This is a genomic window from Polaribacter glomeratus (assembly GCF_002954665.1).
Classification (GTDB): Bacteria; Bacteroidota; Bacteroidia; order Flavobacteriales; family Flavobacteriaceae; genus Polaribacter; species Polaribacter glomeratus.
The window spans coordinates 1,307,806-1,334,128 of sequence record NZ_MSCM01000001.1 but is presented as its reverse complement, the minus strand read 5'-3'; the positions used below and the strand labels follow the sequence as shown (position 1 = coordinate 1,334,128).

Genomic DNA, 26,323 nt, shown 5'->3' with positions numbered 1-26,323 from the left:
TTTTCCAAATATATAAAAGTCAAAAATGAATTTTAGATTCATGAATTCAAAGCTAAATTACAGCGAGTTTATTTCTCGGCTTTTTCTTTTACAAAATTTGTAATTAATTGAATTCCGTATCCAGAAGCACTTTTCATTTTTGCATAAGGAGATGCTCCAAAAGAAACACCTGCAATATCTAAATGCATCCATTTTTCGTGATTTTCTGTAAAAGCTTCTAAAAATTTAGCGGCATTTATGGCGCCTTCAATAGGTTTGCCGTTATAATTTTTTATATCAGCAATATCAGATTGCAAGTCCGCTTCATAATCTTCAAACATCGGCAATTGCCAAACACGTTCATGCACTTTAAAACCAATAACAGACATTGTGGTTGCCATTTCTTGGTTTTTTGTAAACATTCCTGCAGCCGAATATCCTAAAGTTCTAACGACACTTCCTGTTAAAGTTGCTAAATCAATTAAATATTCTGGATTGTATTTTTTGATAGCATAATTAATACCATCGGCTAAAACCAAACGACCTTCTGCATCTGTGTCTATAATCTCTATCGTTTTTCCAGAATACGAATTAATCACATCTCCAGGTCTATAACTATTTGCATCTACAGCATTTTCTGCGGATGCAACAATACCAACGATATTGATGTTTAATTCTAATTTCGCAACCAATTCTATAACACCTAAAACAACTGCAGCACCACCCATATCGCTTTTCATGTAGTGCAAATTTGTAGATGGTTTGATGGATAAACCTCCAGAATCGAACGTAATTCCTTTTCCTACCAAAGCAATATCGAACTTATCTGTTTTTTTAGCTTTGTATTCATTGATGATTACAACTGGTGGATGTACGCTTCCTTTACCAACGGCCAAAACAGCATCAAAACCCTGTTTTTCTAAGTCTTTTTGTTTTAAAACGGTACACTTATAAGAAGCTTCTTTCGATGATTTTTTTGCCCATTCACCTAAATATTCTGGTGTTTTAATATTTGGTGGTGCATCTACTAATGCTTTTATTTTATTGATCGCTTCACCAGTAAACCTTCCTTCCTCAAGAATTTTATCCGTATTTTTTGGGGATGAAAATGAGATAGTTGTAATTTTCTTTTGGTCTACATTTGTTGATTTAAATGCAGCAATAACATATTGCGCCATTTCTAAACCAATAACAGTTTTTAAAATAGCATCATCATTTAAATCATTAGAAAAAACCTGAATTTCTTCACCCCAATATTTCTGAGTTTCAAACGCAAATTTTTGAAAGGTATTTTCTAAATGGGATGCATTTTTTTCATCACCTAAACCAACTAGGTAAATCCTATTTCCGGTTTTACCATATAATAATTGATAGGTTAAAAAACTCCCATCAAAATCTGGTTTTTCAATTGGCAGAAATTGTTGAATTAATTTTAAATCGCCTTTTTTACAAGGCAGGATAAAATCTTTGGTAGTGTCTATATTTTGGATGTGTTTATACGTCATAATGATGGTTGTTAAAAAGCCATTTTATAGCTTTCGGGAATTCTTTTCTCCAATGAATTTCGGAATGATTTCCTTCTTCTTTGATGGAAAAATGAAAATCTATGTGATATCCTTTGATCATTTTCTCTTTAATAATGCCTCCTAATTTTTGTGCATTTGGTAAATGTTCTTCACTTTCTTGTCCTCCAGCATACAAATAGATTTTTGCCTCTTTTAAGGGGGTAAATGATTTTGTATTATCAAATATTTTTTTTGAAATCCATAAACTTGGCGAGAAAATCATCAATTTACCAAAAACACCAGGATTTGATAAACCAGCATGCAAGCTAATTAAGCCTCCCATAGAGCTTCCGCCAATGCCAGTATTTTCAAAATTAGTTAAGGTTCTGTATTTATTGTTGATATAAGGTATTAATTTTTCTATCATAAATTGGATATAAAAATTTCCTTTTCCCTCTCCAAAACGAGGGTGATAATAAGGTAAATATTCATTGATACGTTCTTCTTCACCATGATTAATGGCAATAATAATAATATCAGCTAAGCCTTTTGTAGCTAATTTACCTAAAGACTTGTCTATAGCCCAATCGCCATATTGTGCCATCGGATTAAATAAATTCTGACCATCTTGCAGGTATAGAACAGGATAACGTTTATCAGTTAAATGGTAATCATGCGGTAATAATGCCGAAATTCGTCTAGTTGCATTTAAATGCGGAATCTCATACGCTTCTTCAATAGTTTCAATAATGGGATTAAAATCCGTCAAGGTCATATGCTATATTTTGAGAGTTCAAAAATACAGTTTTATGAATTCATAGTATATAAAATTGTAAATATAAATTGATGAATTAGCAACTATTTTTAAAAAGAAAATCCGAAGTTTTACCTTCGGATTTCATTTTTAATATTCAATTTTATCTTGCTTTTCAGACCATTTAATAAAAGGTTCTAAAGCAATTTCTCTACCCACTTGTTCAAAAGGAATGCTTCTTTTTTCGTAAGGAAGCGGAATTTCTTTATAAATAAATTCGTCATCAAAACCAATATCGGCAGCATCTTGTTGATTACTACCATAATACACTTTGTCTGGTCTTGCCCAATAAATTGCGCCTAAACACATAGGGCAAGGCTCGCAAGAAGTATAAATAATACAGCCGTCTAATTGAAAAGAACCAACGTTTTTACAAGCATCTCTAATTGCAGTAACCTCTGCATGCGCCGTAGGATCATTTGTAGAAGTTACTTTGTTATTTCCTCTACCAATAATTTCCCCATTTTTTACAACAATACATCCAAAAGGACCTCCTTCATTATTGCTCATTCCTTTTAAAGCTGCTTTTACAGCTTCACTCATAAATTCTTCGTGATTGTTCATTTTTTATATTTTTTGGTTTCTCGCAAAGACGCAAAGTGAAAATAAAGTTTGCCACTGCGACTACGAACTGTAGACTAAAACACTACTTAATTACTTACTTAAGCCCTCCAATCATTTCTTCTGGTTTTACCCATTCATCATATTGTTCTGGAGTCACATACCCTAAACGTACCGCTTCTACTTTTAAAGTTGTTCCGTTTTCATGCGCTGTGTTTGCAATTTCTGCAGCTTTATAGTATCCAATTTTTGTATTTAAAGCTGTTACTAGCATTAAAGAATTGTTCAATAATTCTTTAATTCTTGTATAATTTGGTTCAATTCCTGCCGCACAATTTTCATCAAAAGAAACACAAGCATCCCCAATTAATTGAGCTGATTGTAAAACATTTGCTGCCATCATTGGTTTAAAAACGTTTAGTTCATAATGACCTTGAGTTCCGCCAATGGTCACCGCAACATCATTACCCATAACTTGAGCACAAACCATCGTTAATGCTTCGCATTGTGTAGGATTTACTTTACCTGGCATAATTGAAGAACCTGGTTCGTTAGCAGGAATCATGATTTCTCCAATTCCGGATCTTGGTCCAGAAGCCATCATTCTAATATCGTTTGCAATTTTATTTAAAGAAACTGCTACTTGCTTTAAAGCGCCATGCGTTTCTACAAAAGCATCGTGTGCTGCTAAAGCTTCAAATTTATTTTCTGCAGTAATAAAAGGTAAACCCGTAAATTGTGCAATATATTTTGCAACTAAAACGTCGTAACCTGCAGGTGTATTTAAACCTGTACCAACTGCGGTTCCTCCTAAAGCTAATTGACTTAAATGCTCTAAAGTATTTTTTAAAGCTTTAACTCCAAAGTTTAATTGTGCCACATAACCAGAAAATTCCTGACCTAAAGTTAGTGGAGTCGCATCCATTAAATGTGTACGTCCAATTTTTACAACATCTTTAAAGGCCTCTGATTTTGCTTTTAAGGTATCTCTTAATTGCTCAATACCCGGAATTGTGTTTTCTACTATTTTTTTATAAGCAGCAATATGCATTCCCGTTGGAAATGTGTCATTTGATGATTGCGATTTATTTACATCATCATTTGGTTGAATCGTTTTTTCTCCTTCACCAATAATTTTACCAGAAATTTCATGCGCTCTGTTTGCAATTACTTCATTTGCATTCATGTTAGATTGTGTGCCAGAACCAGTTTGCCAAATTACTAAAGGAAATTGATCGTCATGTTTACCAGCTAAAATTTCATCACAGACTTCGGCAATTAAATCTCTTTTTTCGGATGTTAAAACACCTAACTCACAATTTGTAAAGGCAGCTGCTTTTTTAAGATATGCAAACCCATAAATTACTTCTAAAGGCATAGAGCCCGCAGCACCAATTTTAAAGTTATTTCTAGAGCGTTCTGTTTGAGCTCCCCAATATTTATCAGCAGGCACATTAACTTGGCCCATTGTATCTTTTTCGATTCTGTATTTTGTCATTTTTAATGTAATTTTAGGATTACAAATTTACAAAAAGAAAGCCAAAAACAGCGCGAACCAGAGGTGAATTTGAGACGTAAATAGTAGTTTAATTAGAAATATAGGTTGTTAATGTTTTTATAAATTAAACACTATTGGTGAAAAATAATTAGTTTTGATAGTTAAATTTAAAAATAAATATTATTTTTGCGAGAGTAACAAAACTATTATAAAAACAAACAAATGTTAGATTTCTCAGAATTTTCAGGATTAGTTTTATTTATGTTTATTTTTACAGCTGGTTTTTGGTTGTTAATTTTTTTATTAACATTCGTAGTACCTTACTGGATTGGTGGTACAATTTGGGAAAACATGAAGCTGAAAAAAGAAGCAAAAAAAGCTGCTGAAGGAAAGTAGTTTTAAACAAAATATAAAAGAAAATGCTCGCGATTTGCGAGCATTTTTTTTGAACATATTTCATAAATTCTTTACCGATTAAATCTTTTTGACTTTTTTTATTTTTATTACAACGCAACTATCTTAGGCAAGTTTGTTTAAAACTGCATTATTTTACTTGTAAATAATTATCCTTCAAAACCATCACCACCATTATATTCTCCGCCACTTTTTTGTATTTTCTTTTTCTGATTGAAACGATATATAAAACTTGCTGAAATTTGCGGTTCTCTCCATTGAAATTCTGAATATTGTTCTAAAAAACCAGGAAGAGTAGTAGTTCTTCTACTGATGCTGCTATTAAAAACATCACTAAAATTTAAACTTAGAGAAGCTTTTTCATTAAATAAATCTTTACTAGCTGCTATATCCATACTAAAAACACCTTGGCTTTTAGTTTGCACATTTTGCGATGGACCTCTGTAATTTGTGTTGATTTGCAGATCTGTTTTTCCTGGCAGCGTAATTTTTTGGTTTAATCGGATGAAATAAGAGATGTTTTCAAAATCAAAGTTTTGAGTAGTATTTGTTTTTGGATTGGTGTAGTCTCCATCACTTTTAACCTTGTATAAATTAAAGTCACTGTTAATATTCCACACTTTAAAAGGTTTGTAATTTAGTGTAAATTCTAAACCATATTTTTCTTCTGTAGATAAATTTATAGGAAATCTATTTGTAATAGGGTCGCCATTATCTGTGATTTCTCCGGTATCTTCTTGTATTCTCTCCCAATTATCTTTACTTGTATTGTAATAAAGTGAGGTGCTAAATGTAAATTTATTCCAACGTTTTAGATAACCAAGATCAAAAGCATCTGTAATTACAGGGTTTAAATTTATATTACCACTATACAGGTTGCTTTCGCTTGAACGACTTGGAAAAGGATTTAAACTTCTACCTCGTGGTCTGCTTATTCTACGATTATAGCCTAACGTCATGTTCTCGCCATCTTTTAATTCTAAACCAAGATTTAATGTAGGAAATAAGTTTCCATAGCTTCTTTTATCTTTGGTTATTTCAGTTTGTTGCGCTATTTCAATTGAAGTGTATTCATAACGCAAACCACCCAAAATAGATATTTTATCTAACTGCTGACCATATTGTAAATACGCTGCGTTCACAAATTCCTTGTAGTTAAATGAATTATTTAAACCAACGTCTGGCACTAAAGGGCCATTATTTACAAAATCTTTTCTTTCTGCTAGATAAAAACTATTAAAAATATCTCTGTAATTACCTCTGTAACCAGCTTCGTATTGAATGTTTTTGCCCAAAGGGTGCACATAATCAATTTGGAATAAACCACTGTTTTCATCCTGATTTTCAATAACTTGTTCTAAATCGTTTAGAATATTTACTTGCGTATCTACTTCTGTAATATTATTTAATGCATCTTGCACTTCTGTAGAATATTGAGTATTGATAGATAGTTTTCGTCCATTACCATCAAAATTATTTACATAATCAATAGTATATTGCACACGTTGTTCATTTTGGTCTTCACTCTCAGTTCTTAAGGTTGCTTCATTTATACTGCCTTGAGTATCATACCTACTGATGTCATTTGTATTTACATCATCGTCATTACCAGTGTTAAAGACAATATTTCCAATAATACTTGAATTTTTTGAAATATAATATTCGGCACCAAAACTTGTAAATAGAGACCTGCCTTGTCTTCCAAACTTTCTACTTTCAACAACATTCGCATTTTGTGCGCTGGTAGATAGAAAATTAGAATCGCTAAAAGCATTTCCCGGAGTAGAATTGTAACGAAAACCTGTATTTGTAAAAAAGTTCCATTTTTCAGTTCTCCAGTTAGAATTAAAAGCAGTTCCTGCTCTTTCAGGAATCCCTAAATCTAATTGCAGCGAACCATTAAAACCAGTAAGTTTATTTTTTCTTAAAATAATGTTTAGAATTCCTGCAGTACCTTCGGCATCATACCTAGCAGACGGCGAAGTTATTACTTCTACTTTTTCGATCGCTTCTGCAGGAATTTGTCTTAAAGCTTCTGCACCATTCATGCCAACTAAAGCACTTGGTCTTCCATCAATTAAAATAGTTACATTTTCATTTCCACGTAAACTTACAGTTCCTTCAACATCAACTTGCACAGACGGTACATTTCCTAAAACATCACTTGCGTTACCACCTCTAATAGAAAGGTCTTTACCAATATTAAACACTTTTTTATCTAAACGGATGTCAACCGTTGTTTTTTCGGCTATAATTACAATTTCATCTAAAGATTTTAAATCTTCTGAAAGAATTATAGTTCCTAAATCTAGATTTTTTTTAATTTCTTGTTTTGGATATTTTTTAGACTGAAAAGAAATAAATTCTACACTTATTTCATAAACACCTATCGGACTTTGAATGCTAAACATTCCTTTTTCATCCGTAATACCTCCAGAAATTTTACTAGTTTCTGTGTTAGTAATAACAACCGTTGCATATTCTAACGGTTGTTTTGATATTGCGTCAATTACTTTTCCTGAAATTGAAATTTCAGATTTTGAATTTTGAGCATTAGTAAGTGAAACAAATAAAATAAGGCTCAGTAATACTAGAATATTTTTAGTCAAAACGTTTTATTTTTTAGTAGGACTACAAATTTCAGTATTAGTTTAGTTTAAACTCGTTAAATAAAAGTTAAACAAATATATTTAAAAAGAGATTCTAAAGAATAGTAAGAATATTTTCTGATGGTCTACCAATAATAGCGCTATTTTTATTGATGACAATTGGGCGCTCAATTAACTTCGGATTTTGAATCATAGCAGCAATAATGTCTTTGTCTGATAACTCTTTTCCTTTATAATTTTCTTTCCAGATTTTTTCGTTTTTGCGAACTAAATCAATAGGAGCAATGTTTAATAATTTGATAATTTCTGTCAATTCTTTTTCTGACGGAATTTCATCTAAATATTTAACAATTTCAAACTCTTTTCCTGAATTTTCTAGAATTGCTAAACCTTGTCTCGATTTAGTACAACGTGGATTGTGGTATATTTTTATCATTTTATTTCAGTTTTAAGGTTCAAAATTTTTAGTTTTGCTTACTGCTTACTGCTTACTGCTTACTGCTTACTGCTTACTGCTTACTGCTTACTGCTTACTGCTTACTGCTTACTGCTTACTGCTTACTGCTCACTGCTCACTGCTCACTGCTTACTGCTTACTGCTTACTGCTCACTGCTCACTGCTCACTGCTCACTGCTCACTGCTCACTGCTCACTGCTCACTGCTTACTAATTTTCTGCCCGTTCAACATCAAGTAGGCTTTTAAAAACGAGTTGATATTTCCGTCCATTACAGCATCTACATTTCCTGTTTCGTGCGCAGTTCTTACATCTTTTACTAATTTATAAGGATGCATTACGTAATTTCTTATCTGACTTCCCCATTCATTTTTCATTTTTCCGGCTTCAATATCATCTCTTGCAGCTTGTTGTTTTTGCAACTCAATTTCATATAATTGCGACTTTAACATCTGCAAAGCGGTTGCTCTATTTTCGTGTTGCGAACGTGAATTTGAACACGAAATCTGAATTCCGGATGGCTTGTGAGTCAACTGAACTTTCGTTTCTACTTTGTTAACATTTTGACCACCAGCACCGCTAGAACGCGCTGTAACGATTTCTATATCCGCAGGATTAATATCAATCTCAATAGAATCGTCAGCAACGGGATACACATATACAGATGCAAAACTTGTGTGGCGTTTTGCATTGGAATCAAAAGGAGATATTCTTACCAATCTGTGAACGCCATTTTCTCCTTTTAACCACCCAAAAGCATAATCGCCCTCAATTTCTACCGTAATTGTTTTTATACCTACAGAATCTCCCGCTTGGTAATTAAGTGTTTTTAATTTAAAACCTTGTTTTTCAGACCACATCGAGTACATTCTAAACAACATTTCTGCCCAATCACAACTTTCTGTTCCGCCTGCACCCGCAGTAATTTGAATAACCGCAGAAAGAGAATCCCCTTCTTCAGAAAGCATATTTTTGAATTCAATATCTTCTAAAAATGAACTTACTTTTTCAAATTGCTCGTTCATTTCAACTTCTTCAACGTCGCCTTCTTTATAGAATTCAAACAAAACAATGGTGTCTTCATTTAAAGTGATGGCTTTTCTGTAATCTTCAACCCATTTCTTTTTGAAACGAAGTTCTTTCATAAAAATTTCCGCTTCTTTTGGATTGTTCCAAAAATCAGGATTGATTGTTTTTTCTTCTTCATTAGCAATTTCAATGAGCTTTTTATCAATCTCTAAATAAGATTTTAATTTCTCAATTCGTGTTGCTATATCTTTAAGTTGGTCTAGTGTAATCATAAGTTTCACAAAAATAAATGAATTTTTAGGATTTTATGTTTTTATAGCTAAGAGATATTAAAAGGATTACACAAAGATTCGCTGAGAAAAACACAGAGATCCACGGAGTTTAATTTTAATTCTCTGTGCAACTCTGTGTAACTCCGTGAAATAATTGATAAATGAATTTTTAGGATTTCAAATTGTTAAAGTTCATAGTTATTTTATAGCTTTATAGAAAATATAATTATCATGAAAAAATTACTACTTTTTATTTGTATCACTTCTTTTTCTTTCAGCGGATTTTCTCAATTCTTTAACGAAAAAACAGGTAAAAATCTCGAAAAAGGAATTACTAAGTATGAAGGATATGTTACTTTTTATTATGATGATAAAACGGATAAAATCTTTCTTCAAATTGATGCGTTAGATGCAGGTTTTCTTTATGTGCATTCGTTATCCGAAGGAATTGGCTCTAACGATATTGGTTTAGATCGCGGCCAATTAGGCGACGGAGTGGTAGTGTATTTTAAAAAGGCTGGGAATAAAATTTTATTGATTCAGCCAAACCAAAACTTTAGAGCAATTACAGAAAATATAGAAGAAGTAAAATCTGTAAAAGAAGCATTTGCAAAATCGGTTTTACATGGTTTTGTTATCAAAGAAGAAAAAAACGGAATGTATTTAGTAGATGCAACAGATTTTTTGATGCGAGATGCACACGGTGTTGCCTCAACTTTAGCAAATAATAATCAAGGAAATTATAGTTTAGATAAAAGTAAATCTGCTTTTAACATAGAAAGAACAAAAGCGTTTCCTAAAAATGTTGAGTTCGATGTTATGCTAACTTTTAGTGGTTCTCCAAAAGGATATAATATAAGGAGTGTAACGCCAGATGCAAGTTTGGTTACTGTGCATCAACATCATTCTTTTGTAGAATTGCCCGATAATAAGTACAAACCAAGAAAGTTCGATACACGTTCTGGAAGTTACGGAATGTCTTATTTAGATTATGCAACACCCGTAAACGAACCAATTACAAAACGTTTTATTTATAGACATCGACTAGAAAAAGTGAATCCGAATGAACCTATTTCTGAAGTAAAAGAACCTATTATTTATTATCTAGACAGAGGAACTCCCGAGCCAATTAGAACTGCATTATTAGATGGTGGTCGTTGGTGGAATCAAGCTTTTGAAGCCGCGGGTTACAAAGATGCTTTTCAAATGAAAATGTTGCCAGAAGACGCAGATCCTTTAGATGTTCGTTATAATATGGTGCAATGGGTGCATCGATCTACAAGAGGTTGGAGTTATGGCGGTAGTATTTCTGATCCTCGAACAGGAGAAATTATTAAAGGTCATGTTAGTTTAGGAAGTTTAAGAATACGTCAAGATTTTTTAATCGCGCAAGCGTTGCAAGCACCTTATAAAAATAATTCTGCGGATGATGATTTTGCTTTGCAAATGGCTTTGGCAAGAATTAGACAATTGTCTGCACATGAAATTGGGCATACGTTAGGCTTCGCTCATAATTTTGCGGCAAGTACTGTAAACAGAAGTTCTGTGATGGATTATCCGCATCCGAAGTTTACTTTAAAGGACGATAAAATTGATTTTTCTGATGCGTATGATACTAAAATTGGTGCTTGGGATAAAGTTATTGTAGCCTATTCTTATCAAGATTTTACAGATGATATAAATGAAGAAGAACAATTAAATAAAATTTTGTTGGATGCCTTTGCAAGCGGATTAAAATATTTATCAGATTCGGATGCAAGACCTGAAGGAAGTGCAAGTGTTTCTGCCCATTTATGGGATAATGGAGAGAACATTTATGATGAATTAAACAACCTTTTAAAAATCAGAAAAACAGCAATTAATTATTTTTCTACGGATAATATAAAAACAAATGAACCGTATTCAGTTTTAGAAGATGTGTTTGTTCCGTTGTATTTTTTACATCGCTTTCAAACGGAAGCTGCTGTAAAAATTATCGGTGGATTAGAGTATAATTATGCCGTAAAAGGCGGAAATCAAACTGTTGTGAAAAGCGTGTCTGGCGAAATAGAAAGAAAAGCTTTACAAGCAGTTTTAAAAACAATATCTGTGGATGAAATTGCAATTCCGAGAAAAAAACTAGCACTATTTCCGCCAAGAGCTCTTGGTTACGGTAGAACTCGTGAATCTTTTAAAAGTAAACTAGGAGTGGAGTTTGATGCTTTTTCAGCCGTAGAAACTGCCACAGAAATGACGTTGAATTTACTGTTAAATCCGCAAAGAGCATCAAGATTAATTGCGCATAAAAGCTTAGAGAAAAATCAATTGGGATTAATAGAGTTGATAGATGAATTGATTACTAAAACTGTAAAAATAAGCTACAAAGATTCCTATTATCAAGAATTACAAAATGTAATAAATAACCAAGTTTTAGAACAATTATTTAATTTAGCGGCTACTGAAAATCAGTATAAACAAGTAAATACCATTGTGTTTTTTAAATTGGATGAAATAAAGTTATTTTTACAAAATAAAAAATCCGAAGGAAATCAGAAAATATATGATGCTGCAATGATTAAAATGATTGAAGATTTTGAGAAAAATCCTACTTCATTTAAAAAATCAGCAGCACCTCAAATCCCCGATGGTTCGCCAATTGGGAATTAATTAGACACATAGATTTACATTAAAAAGAATCTTAGAGAAACTTTGTGCTGCTCAATGCAGCAATAATAACAACAACTTATAACAAATGATAATTGACTTAATTTCAGATACAGTAACCAGGCCAACAAAAGGAATGTTAGATGCAATGATGCATGCAAAAGTTGGTGACGACGTTTTTAAAAGCGATCCAACAGTAAATGCTTTGCAAGAAAAAGCGGCTGCTATGTTCGGAATGGAAGATGCGTTGTTTTTTCCATCCGGAACGATGGCAAACCAGACTGCTATAAAGTTACACACACAGCCAGGCGATAAATTAATTTGTGATAAATACGCACACGTTTATAATTATGAAGGTGGCGGAGCGGCTTTTAATTCTGGTGTAACCTGTAAATTAATTGACGGACATAGAGGAATGTTTACAGCAAAACAGTTAGAAGAAGCTGTTTCTGGTCGATCGGATATTCATGTACCTTATTCAAGATTGGTTTGTATAGAAAACACTACAAATAAAGGCGGTGGTGCTTGTTGGGATTTTTCTGAATTAGAAAAACTTCAAAAAATATCAAAAGAAAATAACTTGGCTTTTCATTTAGATGGTGCTCGTTTATTTAATGCTTTGGTAGAAAAAGAGGAAACTCCAAAACAATACGGTCAGTTGTTTGATACCATTTCTATTTGTTTATCGAAAGGTTTAGGCGCGCCAGTTGGTTCTATTTTATTAGGATCAAAAGAGCATATTGCAAAAGCATTAAGAATTAGAAAATTATTTGGAGGCGCTATGAGACAAATCGGTTTTTTAGCTGCTGCAGGTATTTATGCTTTAGATAATCATGTTGCCCGTTTGGCAGACGATCACCAAAAAGCAAAAGAAATTGGCGTTGTATTAGCGTCTCTTTCTTATGTTACAAAAGTAGAACCGATAGAGACAAATATTGTTATTTTTTATGTAGACGAAGTTATTGGAGATACAAATTTTATCAACAAAATGAAAGAAAAAAACATTTTGTTAACGCCAATGGGCGAAGGTAAAATTAGAATTGTTACGCATTTAGATTATACAAATGAGATGCATGAAATTCTTTTAAATGAATTGAAAAGTTTTTAAAAATAAAAACGAACTATTGGCGAAAAAGCGGATGCATACACACTCTTATTTTCATCATATAAAACATCGTACCTTATTCCAAACGCAAATCTTCCGCTATTGTAGGCTGCACCTATGTATAGTGCAGGAAAATTGGTGTTTATAGTTCCAAAACTATTTGTTTGTTTTGCAAAAGAGTATTCATATTCTCCAGAAAGCTGAATTCCTATAGTTGGAATTTGATATAAAGAAATAATACTTCCACCATAAACGTTGGTAGTAAAGTCGTTAATTTCACTATAAATATAGGTTAAGCCTGTTCCTAAAGCAAAGCCATTTTGAAAATCATAAATAGCACTAGGAGAAATACCAATGGTAGTTTGTGTGCCAAAACCTAAGGTAAAAGCACCTCCAAAACGAACGTTATCCCAAAAATTAGATTTTTGTTGAGCAGCAATTGTAAGTGAGCAACTTAAAAATAAAAAGACTATAAATTTTTTCATAAAACGCTTAATTTAAGTTGTCTAATTTAGTTAATTCTTTATAGTTGGTGTTTAACTTTCTAAGTAATATGCCATATAATAATTTGTAAAATAACCAAAGAAATACTAAAACAACGATTAATACAATAATCTGGGTGATAATAGTTATGGTTAAAACTTGGCTAATATCCATAGTCAAATTATTAGGATTCATAGTTTTAAGTAATTTATCAGAATCAGAAAACATTGTAATATTCACAATAATACTTATTAAAAAGACCATTGCTAAGTTATAAATTACATAATATTTTACCGTTTTTCTAATTCCTAAAATGCTTTTTATCAATCTCTTTGTATTATCGATAAGAGAAATTCTTTTGTAATTTTTATAAAATAAAAAAAGAAAAGCTACAATTATTAAATAATGAAAAATTGTAAAAATATTAATAAAGTGCATTAGATTTAAGTCTCTGTATATTTTATAAAAATCTTCGGGCATAAGTAAATTTAGAGAAGACCAAAGTACAAACTCTAAAAGCGCAATAATAAAAATCCATTTTACTACGGATGACGATTTAGAGTGCGCAAGTTTATAAATTTCTAAAGCCGAAAACGTATCCGTTTCCTTTGGTTGATTATTCCATGCTTTTTTATATTTGTCTAATAAATCCATCTTTATGGGTTTAAAATATTTTTTAACTTTTCTTTTGCTCTGGTCATTTTTACTCTTGCATTTACTGATGAAATACCTAAAGTATCAGCAATTTCTTTGTAGGGTTTGTCTTCTAAGTATAAAAAAATTAACGCTTTTTCAATATCGTTTAATTGATGAATTGCTTTATATAATGCTTCTAGTTGTTTTTCTTCTGTATCATCGTAATCGGTAGCTTTTATTTTGTAAGCAAAATCGCTAAAATCTTGCGTTTTTACAGTTCTGGTCGATTTTCGATACAAAGAAATTGCGGTATTCAAAGCAACTCGATACATCCATGTGCTAAACTTAGAATCACCTCTAAACTTTGAATAGTTTTTCCAGAGCTGAATGGTAATTTCTTGAAACAAATCTTTATGAGCGTTTGTATTTGTAGTGTATATTCTACAAATTTTATGCGCAATATTTTGATTTTTTTCAAAGTCCGTTAAAAATTTAGTTTCTAAATCTTTTTGCACTCTCTAACTTGTTATTTTAAGTAATTAGTAGCGCAAAAGTAAAAAATGTTACATTTTTTTAAAAATTTAATTGTAGTAAATTTTGTAGTAAATTAAATTCAGTAAATTTGTTGAACACTAAAAGAGTTAAATTGAACAATATTAAGCAGGATTTTACAATAAAAGACCTAGAGAATATTTCAGGAATTAAAGCACATACCATTAGAATATGGGAAAAACGTTATAATTTACTAGAACCTAAAAGAACTGAAACAAATATTAGATATTACACTCCAGAAGACCTAACGAAACTTTTAAATATTGTTTTATTAAATACAAATAATTATAAAATTTCTAAAATTGCAGAAATGTCTGAAGAAGACATAATACTAAAGTCTAGAGAATTAGCTTTTGAAACAGCAACAGACAATGAAGCAATAAATACGTTTAAGTTATCAATGTTTCAATTTGATAAAATTCTTTTTAATAATTCTTATCATACATTATTACACAAAAAAACATTTAGAGAAATTTTTAAAGACGTTTTTATTCCATTTTTAGAACATATAGGTTTACTATGGCATACCGATACTTTATTACCTGCACATGAGCATTTTATATCAAATTTAATTGCACAAAAAATACAAATAAATACAGAAAAATTACAATACAATATCAACGATACAAATAAAACCTATGTTTTATTTTTACCAGAAAATGAAATCCATGAATTGGGTCTCTTATATTTAAATTATGAATTGGTTTTAAGGGGATTTCACACCGTTTATCTTGGACAAAGTTTACCTTTAAATAATTTAAATTATTTTTTAGAAAGTAAAAGAGAAATATGTTTTATTACAGCATTAACTATTCAGCCTTACGATGATAAAATTGATGATTATTTTAAAGAAATTGATACAATCATGGCAAATACAAATAATCAATTTATTGCAACAGGAAGAAAGGTAGAAAAAGTTAGACATCTTAAATTAAATCAGAATATTCAATTGTATGATTCTATTCGCGATTTGTTAAAAGTCTTATAAAATTGGACTCATTTTTTTTAGTTGTTCAATTAATATCTATATTTGTTAGACAAAATAAATAATGAACAAAAATATTCATATAATTGGTTCTGGTTTCTCTGCTTTATCAGCCTCTTGTTATTTAGCAAAGCAAGGCTACAAAGTAACTGTTTTAGAGAAAAATGATACTCTCGGTGGGCGAGCAAGGCAATATCAAAAAGATGGTTTTACTTTTGATTTAGGACCTTCTTGGTATTGGATGCCAGATGTTTTTGAACGCTTTTTTGCAGATTTTGGCAAAAAGCCTTCAGACTACTACACTTTAGATAAATTAAGCCCTGGTTACGAAGTATACTTTGGTGAAAACTCCTCTTTAAAAATTTCTGAAAATTTAGAAGACATTTATAAAATGTTCGAATCAGAAGAAAAAGGAAGTGCAAAACACTTAAAATCTTTCTTAGACTCAGCAAAATCAAATTACGATACAGCGATAAAAGATTTAGTTTATAAACCCGGAATTTCGCCACTAGAATTAGTGACTACAACTACTGTAGCTAGAGTTACTCAATTTTTTTCGACGATAAGAAAACAGGTTAGAAAAAATATAAAGAGTCCTAAATTAATTAAAATTTTAGAATTTCCCGTTTTATTTTTGGGTGCAAAACCGAGTAATACGCCAGCATTCTATAATTTTATGAATTATGCAGATTTTGGTCTTGGTACTTGGCATCCCAGAGGAGGAATGTACAAAGTGGTTGAAGGTATGGTTTCATTAGCAGAAAGTTTAGGTGTAAATTTTATACTGAACGCTAATGTTGAAAAAATTAATACCGACGCAGCTAATAATGTTATTGGTTTGCATGTAAACGGTGAGAATATTGAAACAAGTTTAGTTTTAAGCGGTGCTGATTATCATCACACAGAAACTTTGTTAGCTCAAAATTTAAGACAGTATTCAGAAAATTATTGGGACAAGAAGACATTTGCGCCTTCTTCATTATTGTTTTATGTAGGTTTTGATAAAAAGATAGAAAATGTTTGTCACCATACGTTGTTTTTTGACACGGATTTTGACTTACATGCTAAAGAAATCTATGATGATCCAAAATGGCCAACGGATCCACTTTTTTATGCTAACTTTACATCAATAACAGATAAAACTTCTGCTCCTGAAGGAAAAGAAGCAGGTTTTTTCTTAATTCCGTTAGCTCCAGGAATTGAAGATACTGAAGCGTTAAGAGAAGAATATTTTCATAAAATTTTGGACAGATTTGAGAAATTAACAAATCAAAAAGTTAAAGAGCATGTGTTGTTTAAAAAATCGTTTTGTGTAAATGATTTTAAAGAAGAATATAACTCTTATAAAGGAAATGCTTACGGAATGGCAAATACACTTTTACAAACGGCTTTTTTAAGGCCTAAAATAAAAAGTAGTAAAGTAAAAAACTTGTTTTTTACTGGTCAATTAACAGTTCCTGGTCCAGGAGTTCCACCTGCATTAATTTCAGGTAAAATTGCATCAGAATTAATTATAAAAAATCAGAATTAGTATGAAAGAATTATTTGATAGAGTCTCTAATGACTGTAGCAAACTAGTTACAAAAAGCTATAGCACATCTTTTTCTTTAGCTGTAAACATGTTGTCTACTAAAATTAGAAAAGACATCTATAATATTTATGGTTTTGTTCGCTTTGCGGATGAAATTGTAGATACTTTTCATGATTACGACAAGCAGCAATTAATGGAACATTTTGAAAGTGATTATTATCTTTCAAAAAAGTTAGGTATCAGTTTAAATCCTATTTTAAATTCATTTCAGCAAACTGTAAGTAGATACAATATTCCTGATACAATGGTGCAAGCTTTCTTAAAAAGTATGAAAGCCGATTTGTATAAAACTGAATATGATACACAAGCCGAATATGATGAATATATCTATGGCTCTGCGGATGTTGTTGGTTTAATGTGTTTAAAAGTTTTTGTTGATGGTGATGATGCAAAGTATGAAGAACTAAAAGATGCCGCAATGCGTTTGGGTTCTGCTTTTCAGAAAGTAAATTTTTTAAGAGATTTAAAAGATGATTATGAAGTTTTAAATCGATCTTATTTCCCAAACATAAATTTAGGAGAATTAGATGCTGCTTCAAAACAAATTATTATCGATGATATTGAATCAGATTTTGATTTTGCTTATAAAAACGGAATTCTAAAATTACCCGTTGAAGCAAAATTTGGAGTTTATATGGCTTACAGATATTACAAAAGATTATTGCTGAAGTTAAAATCTGTGCCTTCAGAAAAAATTATGGATACTAGAATCCGAATTTCAGACCCAATGAAATTAAATTTATTGGCTAGAAGTTATGTAAAATATAAATTAAATATTATAAAATAATGTTTTTATTTATTACTCTTGGCGTTTTTTTACTGATGGAAGGTGTGTCTTGGTTTACGCATAAATTTATAATGCATGGTTTTGGATGGTATTTACATGAAGATCATCATCAGCCAAAATACCAAGGTTTTGAAAAAAATGATGCTTTCTTTGTTGTTTTTGCAATACCAAGTATGCTCTTAATCTATTTTGGATCAAATACAGAATATACCTATTTACTGTATATAGGTCTTGGAATTTTATGTTATGGAATTGCTTATTTCTTGGTACACGATGTATTAATTCACCAACGCTTTAAATGGTTTAAAAACACTAATAACAATTATTTAAGAGGACTTAGAAAGGCACATAAAATTCATCATAAAAACATGGGCAAAGAAGATAGCCAATGTTTTGGAATGTTATTTGTACCTTTTAAGTACTTTCAAAAACCTAAATTATAACTTTTTAATTATTCTAAAAATCAGACCTATTTGAATAAAATTAAATAGCTATTTTATTTTTATTAAATTTACCCCATTACAACTATAATGAATTATTACGACTACATAATTGTTGGTGGAGGTGCATCTGGTTTAATGATGGCTTATAGAATGTCAAAAGATACTTTTTTTGATGATAAGACGATACTGATATTAGATAAAGAAAAGAAAACTTTAAACGACAGAACTTGGTGTTATTGGGAAGATAAAAATGATGAATGGAATGATGTTGTAACTATTTCTTGGAATACAATTATTTTTAAAAGTGATGTGTATAAAACCGAACAGGTTATTGCTCCTTATCAATATAAAATGATTCAAAGTAAAGATTTTTACCTTAAAATCTGGAATCATTTAGAACAGAAAACAAACTTTACTTTTCAGTCTAAAAATGTTACCAGTATTCATCAACTTAAAGGCGAAGCAGAAGTAATAACAAGTAATCAAGTCTTTAAAACAAAGAAACTTATTAATAGTATTCTTTTTAATAATGAATATAAAGAACAAACTAAATATCCAGTTTTACAACAACATTTTGTAGGTTTTTTTATCAAAACTAAAGAAGATACCTTCGACGATAATGCTGCAACCTTCATGGATTTTACAGTTGCTCAAAATGGAAATACTCGTTTTATGTACATCTTACCTTACAAAAAAAATGAAGCTTTATTTGAATATACCTTATTTTCGGAAGATTTATTGAAGTACGAAGAATATAAACTAGCAATAGAAAAATACTTAGAAAGTAAAAATATTACCGACTACGAAATTGTAGATAAAGAACAAGGTTCAATACCGATGACGTGTTATAAATTTTGGGAACAAAATTCAGAAAATATTATACATATAGGTACAGCTGGCGGTTGGTCTAAGGCAAGTACAGGATTTACTTTTAAAAATACAACTAAAAAAACTGCCGAACTTATTGTACATTTAAAACAAAATAAATCTTTAGAGCGTTTTCATAAAATTAATAAATTTTGGTTTTACGACTTACTTTTACTAGATATTTTACATGAAAAAAATCATTTAGGTGCTGTTCTTTTTTCTGATTTATTTAAAAGAACTCCTTCTAAAAGAATACTAAAATTCTTAGATGAAGAAACTTCATTATTTGAGGATTTACAGGTTATTTTAAAAATGCCTCCTAAAAATTTTATTCGAGCTATTTACAGAAGAATTTTTTAAAACACACTATTGGTTAATTTATAAAAACTATTTAAACGCAGTTTCTTTCATAAAATGAAATAAAACAGACCAAACACTCAACTTAGGATTTGGCAATTCGCCTTTACCCATTAGCTTCATTTGTTGAGAAAAATAAGAGATATCTAAAAATCCCATTTTGTCAATAAAATTCAAACCTGTTTTTACTGGTGGAATATTGACTTCTGTTTTTGTCCCTTCAAAAAACTCTTTAGAAAGGTAAGGGAAAACCGCAAAAGGTCTAGCCAAACCAACAAAATCTAGTTCGTTATTTTCAATAGCTTTAGCCATCACATTAACCGTTCTAAAACCACCTGTTAATAATAAAGGCGCTTCTGTTTTTGCTCTAGCTTTTACAATAAAATCGGCAAAATAAGCTTCTCGTTTTTGTGTACTTTCTTTTACTTTTTTACCTGCTCCCATCATCGCCGCTTTTTCATACGTTCCGCCAGAAACTTCTATCATATCCATTCCTTCTGCAGAAAGCATGTCAATTACTTCTAAAGATTCTTCTTCTGTAAATGCGCCTCGCTGAAAATCTGCTGAGTTTATTTTAATTCCGATTGGATACTCTGGCCCAACCTTCTTTCTGATATTTCTATAAATTTCTAAAGCAAATCGAGCTCTGTTTTCTAAAGAACCGCCCCATTTATCTGTGCGTAAATTGGTTAGTGTAGATAAAAACTGACTTACCAAATACCCATGAGCACCATGTATTTGCACCCCTTTCCAACCGGCTTTTTTAGCAATCAAAGCACAATCTCCAAAACCATCTATGGCTTTCCAAATTTCATCTTCTGTCATTGGTCGAGGTTTAGGAAACAATGATTTCATTGGCAATTGAACATCTGAAGCACTTACAACATCTTTATTAAATTTTGGAGATTGTCTTCCTGGATGATTAATTTGCATCCAAAGATGGCTGCCATGTTTTTGAGCAACTTCTGCCCATTCTTTTAGTTCAGCCAAATGTTTTTCGTCTTCTACAATCACATTTCTAGGCTCATTTAATGCTTTGCTATCCATCATTACATTACCAGAAATCAAAATTCCAGTACCACCTTCTCCCCAAGTTTTATAAAGTTTTATAATACGTTCAGAAGGTTTACCACCTTTATCTGCATTATTTTCACTCATAGCAGATTTTACAATTCTATTAGGAATTGTTACACCACAAGGTAAAGTAAAAGGTTGTTGAAGAATTTCTGCTGATTTCATTAGGAAGTTTTATTATTTGTAAATGGAATTTATGAGATTGCAAATTACTTTTTATTATTGAATTTTATAGGGTGTTTGTTTTGGAAAGTAATATAGAAAGGGTGTTTTTCCTCTTGGGTTTGTGGTTTAAAAAGCCGAACTTCGCTAACGTCTGGTAGTTGGCATTAAAACGGACGTCATATCAGTTAACAGTTAGCAGTAATTTAAACATACCGATTGCATTTAAACAAAATTTAAGAAAATGTCGCCACTTACAAAATATAGAGTAAAGCTTAACTTAACACAAGAAGAGTTGGCAACAATATCAGGTATCTCTGTAAGAACTATACAAAGGATTGAGTCAGGAACAAAACCTAAAGGATATACTTTAGAAGCCTTATCTAAAGCTTTAGGAATAAGTAAGAATGATTTATTAACAGAACAAAATGAATCAACAACAATCAATAAACACTTCATTAAATACATTAACTTATCCTCAATTTTATTAATGATAGTTCCTTTTGGGAGTATCATAATGCCTTTAATAATTATGTATTGGAAAAAAGAAGTCAATAATTTATCTAAACAAATAGTTAACATTCAAATTTTATGGACTTTAATTGTTATTATTCTAATTTTGGCGAGTTCATTTTTAAAAAATCTGCTTTCTTTAAGTAATCAAATAACTACATTAACAATTCTCATTTTATTAGTGATAAACCTGTATATAATTCTTCGAAATACTTTAGAAATAGAGAAAAACGACAAACTACATATAAAGCTGAATTTCAACTTTATATAAACGCGCCATTTTATTGTCGGGAATTTGTCGGGCTACATTTTCGCTTTCTTTGCGGAAAAAAAGTGAATTTTACATCAAACTTAAAATTCAAATAATGAAAAAACATTTCATAATAATTCCTATATTATTACTTACAACATTAGTAAATGCTCAAGTTAAAAAATCTTCTGAACTATATAAAACAATAAAAGAAAAAGACAGCCTTCTTTTTAATATTGGTTTTAATAATTGTGACATCAAACAATTTAAAAAACTAGTATGTTATAATTTTGAGTTTTATCACGACCAAGGAGGTATTACAACTTCAAAATCTGAATTTATTCAAAGTATAGAGAACGGACTTTGTAAGTTAGATTATAAACCAAAAAGAGTTTTAGATGTAAAATCATTAGAAATTTTTCCATTAAAGAAAAATGGAGTTTTATATGGAGCAATAGAAACTGGCATACATAGTTTTTATGCTATTGAAAAAAATAAAGAAGAATACTTAACGAGTATTGCAAAATTTACTTATTTATGGATTCTTGAAAAAGGTAATTGGAAATTAAGTAAAGGTTTAAGTTATGACCATAAAGATGTTGACAGACCAATTGACAGCAAATTATTATTTAGGGACCAAGAAGAAACAGAAAGATGGTTAAAACAAAAAAGCGTTTCAGCAGTAGGAATAGGATATATAGAAGAAGGTACAATTAAACAAATTAGCGTTTTTGGAGAATTAGAAAAAGGAAAAAAAGCACCAAAAAATACGATTTGGAATGTTGCCTCACTTACAAAGCCAATTACAGCATTAATAGCTTTGAAATTAATCAATTCAGGTCATTTAAGTTTAGACGAACCAGTATATAAATACTATATAGACCAAGATATTATTAATGACCCAAATACGATGAAGCTTACTACAAGAATTATTTTAAGTCATGGAACAGGCTTTATAAATAATAGAGATAGTTATGAAAATGGAATATTAAAATTTGAATTTGAACCAGGAACACAATATCAATATTCAGGAGAAGGTTATGACTATTTAAGAAAAGTTATTGAACATAAATTTGAGACTACAATTGAAGAATTAGCAGATTCACTCATCTTCAAGCCTTTGAAAATGAAAGACACTAAGTTTTATTGGAATAACAACACAGATGAATTAAGATTTGCTAAATGGCACACAGAAAAGGGAGAGACATATCAAGATAAAAAGCACACAACCGCTTCTGGAGCAGATGATTTATTAACGACTATTGAAGATTACAGTAAGTTTATGGTTTATATTTTGAGTGGTGCTGATTTATCAAAAGAATTACAACGAGAAATGCTGAAAAATCAATCAAGAATTAATAAAAATCAATATTTCGGTTTAGGTTGGTATATTGACGAAAACATAAATGCAAATAATGACTTTGCCATAATTCACGGAGGAGATGATATTGGAGTTCATACTATTGCTTTTATAATTCCAAAAACAAAGCAAGGACTTTTAATATTTACCAATAGTGATAATGGAACAAATGCTTTTCAAGAAATTTTACTAAATTATTTAGGGGAAAATGGACAAGGAATACTTGAGGTAGAAATGAAATTGAGATAAAAACTGCTGTTAACAATCGCTAAAATTTTTTCTATATTATGCTAAGCACAAAAATTCGACTAACTTTTTACTACCCAATAAGCAGCGGAAAAATTACAGTTACAAAGCCGCAACTTTCCCTAACCTAAACCATTAGCAAAATCTTTAATTATCAGGATACTTCCCACGAATCTTATCCAAACTCAAATTATGAATACTACCAACATGAGAATGCTGTTTTCCTAAATCTGGTTTGTAAGTTCCTGCTTTTACTAGACCTCCAATTTTGGTAAGCTTCTCTAAAAGACATTCTTTTAAAAACTAAACTATACTCAACAAATAAGAATACAGAAATAATGTATTTGTACTTGTTGTTTTTTGAAAAGCTTGTTTACTTACTATTTATTAAAGTTTAAAAAATTTTAGAATTACTTGTTTTATCGCTTCTCAAGTTCCAAATAAGCATTATTTGGTTTTAATGTGATTAGTGGAGTAATACCAATAGTTGCAAATTGAGGCTTAATTTTATAATTTAAAACCATTTCTCTAACAGCAATAATCATTTCAAACATTGCAAAATTATTTCCAATACATTTTCTTGGACCTGCACCAAAAGGAAAGTATTGTGATGAATATTCGCGGCTACCATTTTCAAAACGTTCTGGTTGAAATTGCTCTGGATTTTTCCAAAGCTTTGGATGACGATGAATTTCGTAAATAGAAAATAATAAGTCTGATTGTGGCTTTATTATAATACCATTGTATTCATCAGTTTTATAATTTAAACGATCAATAAAATATGCAGGTGGATACAAACGCATTGATTCTTCAATTACTTGTTGGCAAATTTTTGATTGACCAACAATTTCCATTAAATCATCATTATTTTCGTTTAGAGTTTTAGCTTCTTTAAAAATTCGTTCTTGCCATTCGGGATGTTGTGCTAACAACTGACTCGTAAAAGTAAGTGAGTTAGAAGTGGTTTCATGACCTGCAACAAAAAGAATCAATATTTCATCCATCAATTGTTTTTCTTCCATTGCACTACCATCCTCATATTTTGAATCTAACAGTAAATCTAATAAGTCGTTAAAACGAGCGTTAGATTTTTTGCGTTGCTCTACAATTTTCTTCAATATTTGCCTGGCATCTTCTGTAAGATTTTTATACTCCTGAATTTTACCACTTAATGAAAACCACCATCCCAAATAAGGTTGTCTTAATTCTTTAACCAACATTCGTTGAGAATCTTCTGTAATCTGTTGAAGTTGTGCAATATCTTTTTTCTCTGAAGTACTACTAAATAAGGCTTTAGCGACTACTTGAAATGCTAAATCATTGAATATTGGGAAAACATCAAACTTATTATTAGTTTTTAGCTGACTATAATTATCCCTAATTTGTTCTTGAATTGTAGTTAATAGTCCTTTTATTTTCTGCTTATGAAATGCAGGCTGAATTAATTTACGTTGTTTTTTCCAATGTTCACCTTCTGCAGTTAGCAAGCCTTTACCCAAATATTTAGCAACTTCTTTGGTTTGTATTTTTGACTTTGTGTAATTTTTTTGATTTTTCTGGAGTACATATTCTAAAAGTTTAGCATCCCTAGAGAAAAAAATATGAGTTTTAAATCCTACATTTAGTTGAAAAGTATCTCCTAAATTTTCAAAGTTTTTTCGATGAAATGGAAGTGGGTTTTTAAGAATCTCAAGACTATGCTTTATAAAACTTGTTAAGGGAACTATTGGAAATTCATTAGCGTTATTCATAAATCAATTTTTAATCAGTTGGTATTTTTATTTCGGATATTTCTCACGAATCTTATCTAAACTCAAATTATGAATACTTCCCACATGGGTATGTTGTTTTCCTAAATCTGGTTTGTAAGTTCCTGCTTGTACTTGTCCTCCAATTTTTTGGTAGGCTTCTCTAAAAGACATACCTTCAATTACTAAATTATTGATGCTATCAACCGTAAATAAATACTGATATTTTTCATCATTCAAATCAATGTCTTTTACAATTACTTGCTGAATAGAATAATTAAAGATGTCTAAAATATCTTTCACATCTTCAAAAGCATTGATAATATTTTCTTTTAACAATTGAAAATCTCTGTGATAACCCGTTGGTAAATTATTGGTAATCATCACCATTTCTGTGTGTAAAGCCTGAATTTTATTACATTTTCCACGGATTAATTCAAAAACATCCGGATTTTTCTTGTGAGGCATTATGCTACTTCCTGTTGTTAATTCATCAGGAAAAGAAATAAAATTAAAATTCTGACTCATATATAAGCAAACATCCATTGCAAAACGAGACATCGTGTTACACAATCCGCCTAAAGCAGATGCGATTGATCTTTCACTTTTTCCACGGCTTAATTGTGCAGCAACCACATTGTATTTTAGTGTTGCAAAATGTAACTCTTTGGTGGTTAATTCCCTGTCAATAGGGAAGGAGCTTCCATAACCAGCAGCAGAACCTAGAGGATTTTGGTCAACAACTTTAGAAACTGCATTTAACATATACACATCATCAATTAGCAACTCAGCATACGCAGAAAACCACAATCCGAAGGAGGAAGGCATCGCAACTTGCAAATGTGTATAACCGGGTAATAATGCTTCTTTGTGAGTTTCAGCCAAACCTAAAAGTGTGTCAAAAAGTGTTTTGGTTTTATTATTAATTACTGATAAATTTTCCTTGTAATACAGCTGAAGAGCAACTAAAACTTGATCATTTCTAGAACGTGCTGTGTGAATTTTCTTACCAACTTCACCTAATTTATTCGTTAATTCCCATTCAATTTTAGAATGTACATCTTCAAAAGATGCTTCAATAATAAATGTTCCGTTTTCAATATCAGCAGCTAATTCTTGCAAACCTCTTTTTAAATCTTTTAATTCATCAGCAGTAATAATACCAATAGATTGTAACATTATTGCGTGTGCTAAAGAAGCTTGAACATCATATTTTGCAATATGCATGTCAATTTCTCTATCATTACCAACTGTAAATTTTTCAATTTGTTTGTCTATTGAAAATCCTTTATCCCACAACTTCATATTTCTTGGTTTTTGGTTTTTGGTTTTTGGTTTTTGGTTGAAGGCGCTTTTACCATCAACTAACAACCATCAACCAACA

At 30.8% G+C, this 26,323-nt stretch carries 23 protein-coding genes; 10 read left to right on the top strand and 13 right to left on the bottom strand.

Translation table 11 applies throughout. The features are described 5' to 3' along the window. Positions 1-68: 68 nt before the first annotated feature. From BTO16_RS05720 to fumC, 4 genes are all read right to left on the bottom strand, one after another. Entirely contained in the window at positions 69-1,484 is a 1,416-nt protein-coding gene (locus BTO16_RS05720) for a leucyl aminopeptidase family protein (RefSeq protein WP_105020668.1), read from the bottom strand. Then, positions 1,474-2,259, bottom strand: a complete 786-nt coding sequence (locus tag BTO16_RS05715; RefSeq protein ID WP_105020667.1) for an alpha/beta hydrolase — start codon at positions 2,257-2,259, stop codon at positions 1,474-1,476. Before BTO16_RS05715 ends, BTO16_RS05720 begins: the two co-directional genes overlap by 11 nt. Positions 2,260-2,388: 129 nt before the next feature. Beyond that, a complete protein-coding gene (locus BTO16_RS05710; RefSeq protein WP_105020666.1) occupies positions 2,389-2,862 on the bottom strand; it encodes a nucleoside deaminase in 474 nt (157 codons plus the stop codon). A 94-nt stretch (positions 2,863-2,956) separates the two neighbouring features. Further along, complete coding sequence (fumC, locus tag BTO16_RS05705) at positions 2,957-4,357, bottom strand: class II fumarate hydratase (protein WP_105020665.1); 1,401 nt, start codon at positions 4,355-4,357, stop codon at positions 2,957-2,959. Between the two features lie 222 nt (positions 4,358-4,579). Here fumC and BTO16_RS17560 point away from each other — a divergent pair, with 222 nt between their 5' ends. After that, entirely contained in the window at positions 4,580-4,753 is a 174-nt protein-coding gene (locus BTO16_RS17560) for a hypothetical protein (RefSeq protein ID WP_165733463.1), read from the top strand. A gap of 167 nt (positions 4,754-4,920) precedes the next feature. Here the strand turns inward: BTO16_RS17560 and BTO16_RS05700 are convergent, their stop codons facing one another. From BTO16_RS05700 to prfB, 3 genes are all read right to left on the bottom strand, one after another. Then, complete coding sequence (locus BTO16_RS05700; RefSeq protein ID WP_211298204.1) at positions 4,921-7,380, bottom strand: outer membrane beta-barrel protein; 2,460 nt, start codon at positions 7,378-7,380, stop codon at positions 4,921-4,923. Between the two features lie 94 nt (positions 7,381-7,474). After that, positions 7,475-7,816, bottom strand: coding sequence for an arsenate reductase (glutaredoxin) (gene arsC, locus BTO16_RS05695; protein ID WP_105020664.1), 342 nt, complete (start codon positions 7,814-7,816; stop codon positions 7,475-7,477). 220 nt (positions 7,817-8,036) lie between these two features. Further along, positions 8,037-9,137: a peptide chain release factor 2 gene (prfB, locus tag BTO16_RS05685; protein WP_105020662.1), complete on the bottom strand. Its 1,101-nt coding sequence runs from the start codon at positions 9,135-9,137 to the stop codon at positions 8,037-8,039. A 231-nt stretch (positions 9,138-9,368) separates the two neighbouring features. On the opposite strand from prfB, the gene BTO16_RS05680 reads away from it, so the two are divergent. Beyond that, complete coding sequence (locus tag BTO16_RS05680; protein ID WP_105020661.1) at positions 9,369-11,783, top strand: zinc-dependent metalloprotease; 2,415 nt, start codon at positions 9,369-9,371, stop codon at positions 11,781-11,783. Between the two features lie 85 nt (positions 11,784-11,868). Next, positions 11,869-12,888: a threonine aldolase family protein gene (locus BTO16_RS05675; RefSeq protein ID WP_105020660.1), complete on the top strand. Its 1,020-nt coding sequence runs from the start codon at positions 11,869-11,871 to the stop codon at positions 12,886-12,888. On the opposite strand, the gene BTO16_RS05670 is transcribed toward BTO16_RS05675, so the two are convergent. Genes BTO16_RS05670 through BTO16_RS05660 form a run of 3 tightly spaced genes read right to left on the bottom strand, consistent with a single transcriptional unit; the run spans position 12,885 to position 14,519 of the window. Then, positions 12,885-13,370: a hypothetical protein gene (locus BTO16_RS05670; RefSeq protein WP_105020659.1), complete on the bottom strand. Its 486-nt coding sequence runs from the start codon at positions 13,368-13,370 to the stop codon at positions 12,885-12,887. The two genes, BTO16_RS05675 and BTO16_RS05670, sit on opposite strands and share 4 nt — an antisense overlap. A gap of 7 nt (positions 13,371-13,377) precedes the next feature. Then, positions 13,378-14,022: a hypothetical protein gene (locus BTO16_RS05665; protein WP_105020658.1), complete on the bottom strand. Its 645-nt coding sequence runs from the start codon at positions 14,020-14,022 to the stop codon at positions 13,378-13,380. 2 nt (positions 14,023-14,024) lie between these two features. Then, a complete protein-coding gene (locus tag BTO16_RS05660; protein WP_105020657.1) occupies positions 14,025-14,519 on the bottom strand; it encodes an RNA polymerase sigma factor in 495 nt (164 codons plus the stop codon). Between the two features lie 131 nt (positions 14,520-14,650). Between BTO16_RS05660 and BTO16_RS05655 the strand changes: the two genes are divergently transcribed. The 5 genes from BTO16_RS05655 (at position 14,651) to BTO16_RS05635 (ending at position 19,589) form a co-directional block, all read left to right on the top strand. Beyond that, entirely contained in the window at positions 14,651-15,544 is an 894-nt protein-coding gene (locus BTO16_RS05655) for a MerR family transcriptional regulator (RefSeq protein ID WP_211298203.1), read from the top strand. Positions 15,545-15,605: 61 nt separating this feature from the next. Next, positions 15,606-17,072 (top strand): phytoene desaturase family protein, encoded by a 1,467-nt coding sequence (locus BTO16_RS05650; RefSeq protein WP_105020655.1) that lies wholly within the window; start codon positions 15,606-15,608, stop codon positions 17,070-17,072. A gap of 1 nt (position 17,073) precedes the next feature. Continuing rightward, positions 17,074-17,919: a phytoene/squalene synthase family protein gene (locus BTO16_RS05645; RefSeq protein ID WP_105020654.1), complete on the top strand. Its 846-nt coding sequence runs from the start codon at positions 17,074-17,076 to the stop codon at positions 17,917-17,919. Then, a complete protein-coding gene (locus BTO16_RS05640) occupies positions 17,919-18,362 on the top strand; it encodes a sterol desaturase family protein (protein WP_105020653.1) in 444 nt (147 codons plus the stop codon). Before BTO16_RS05645 ends, BTO16_RS05640 begins: the two co-directional genes overlap by 1 nt. Positions 18,363-18,449: 87 nt before the next feature. Then, positions 18,450-19,589 (top strand): lycopene cyclase family protein, encoded by a 1,140-nt coding sequence (locus tag BTO16_RS05635; protein ID WP_170064414.1) that lies wholly within the window; start codon positions 18,450-18,452, stop codon positions 19,587-19,589. Positions 19,590-19,616: 27 nt separating this feature from the next. On the opposite strand, the gene BTO16_RS05630 is transcribed toward BTO16_RS05635, so the two are convergent. Continuing rightward, positions 19,617-20,825, bottom strand: coding sequence for an NADH:flavin oxidoreductase/NADH oxidase family protein (locus BTO16_RS05630; RefSeq protein ID WP_105020651.1), 1,209 nt, complete (start codon positions 20,823-20,825; stop codon positions 19,617-19,619). Positions 20,826-21,066: 241 nt separating this feature from the next. Here BTO16_RS05630 and BTO16_RS05625 point away from each other — a divergent pair, with 241 nt between their 5' ends. Continuing rightward, entirely contained in the window at positions 21,067-21,606 is a 540-nt protein-coding gene (locus tag BTO16_RS05625) for a helix-turn-helix domain-containing protein (protein WP_105020650.1), read from the top strand. 94 nt (positions 21,607-21,700) lie between these two features. Further along, positions 21,701-23,194, top strand: coding sequence for a serine hydrolase (locus tag BTO16_RS05620; protein ID WP_105020649.1), 1,494 nt, complete (start codon positions 21,701-21,703; stop codon positions 23,192-23,194). Positions 23,195-23,610: 416 nt separating this feature from the next. Here BTO16_RS05620 and BTO16_RS05615 read toward each other — a convergent pair whose 3' ends face one another. Both BTO16_RS05615 and argH read right to left on the bottom strand, forming a co-directional pair. Then, positions 23,611-24,942: a cytochrome P450 gene (locus BTO16_RS05615; RefSeq protein ID WP_105020648.1), complete on the bottom strand. Its 1,332-nt coding sequence runs from the start codon at positions 24,940-24,942 to the stop codon at positions 23,611-23,613. Positions 24,943-24,969: 27 nt separating this feature from the next. After that, positions 24,970-26,244 (bottom strand): argininosuccinate lyase, encoded by a 1,275-nt coding sequence (gene argH, locus BTO16_RS05610; protein WP_105021523.1) that lies wholly within the window; start codon positions 26,242-26,244, stop codon positions 24,970-24,972. Positions 26,245-26,323 lie beyond the last annotated feature (79 nt).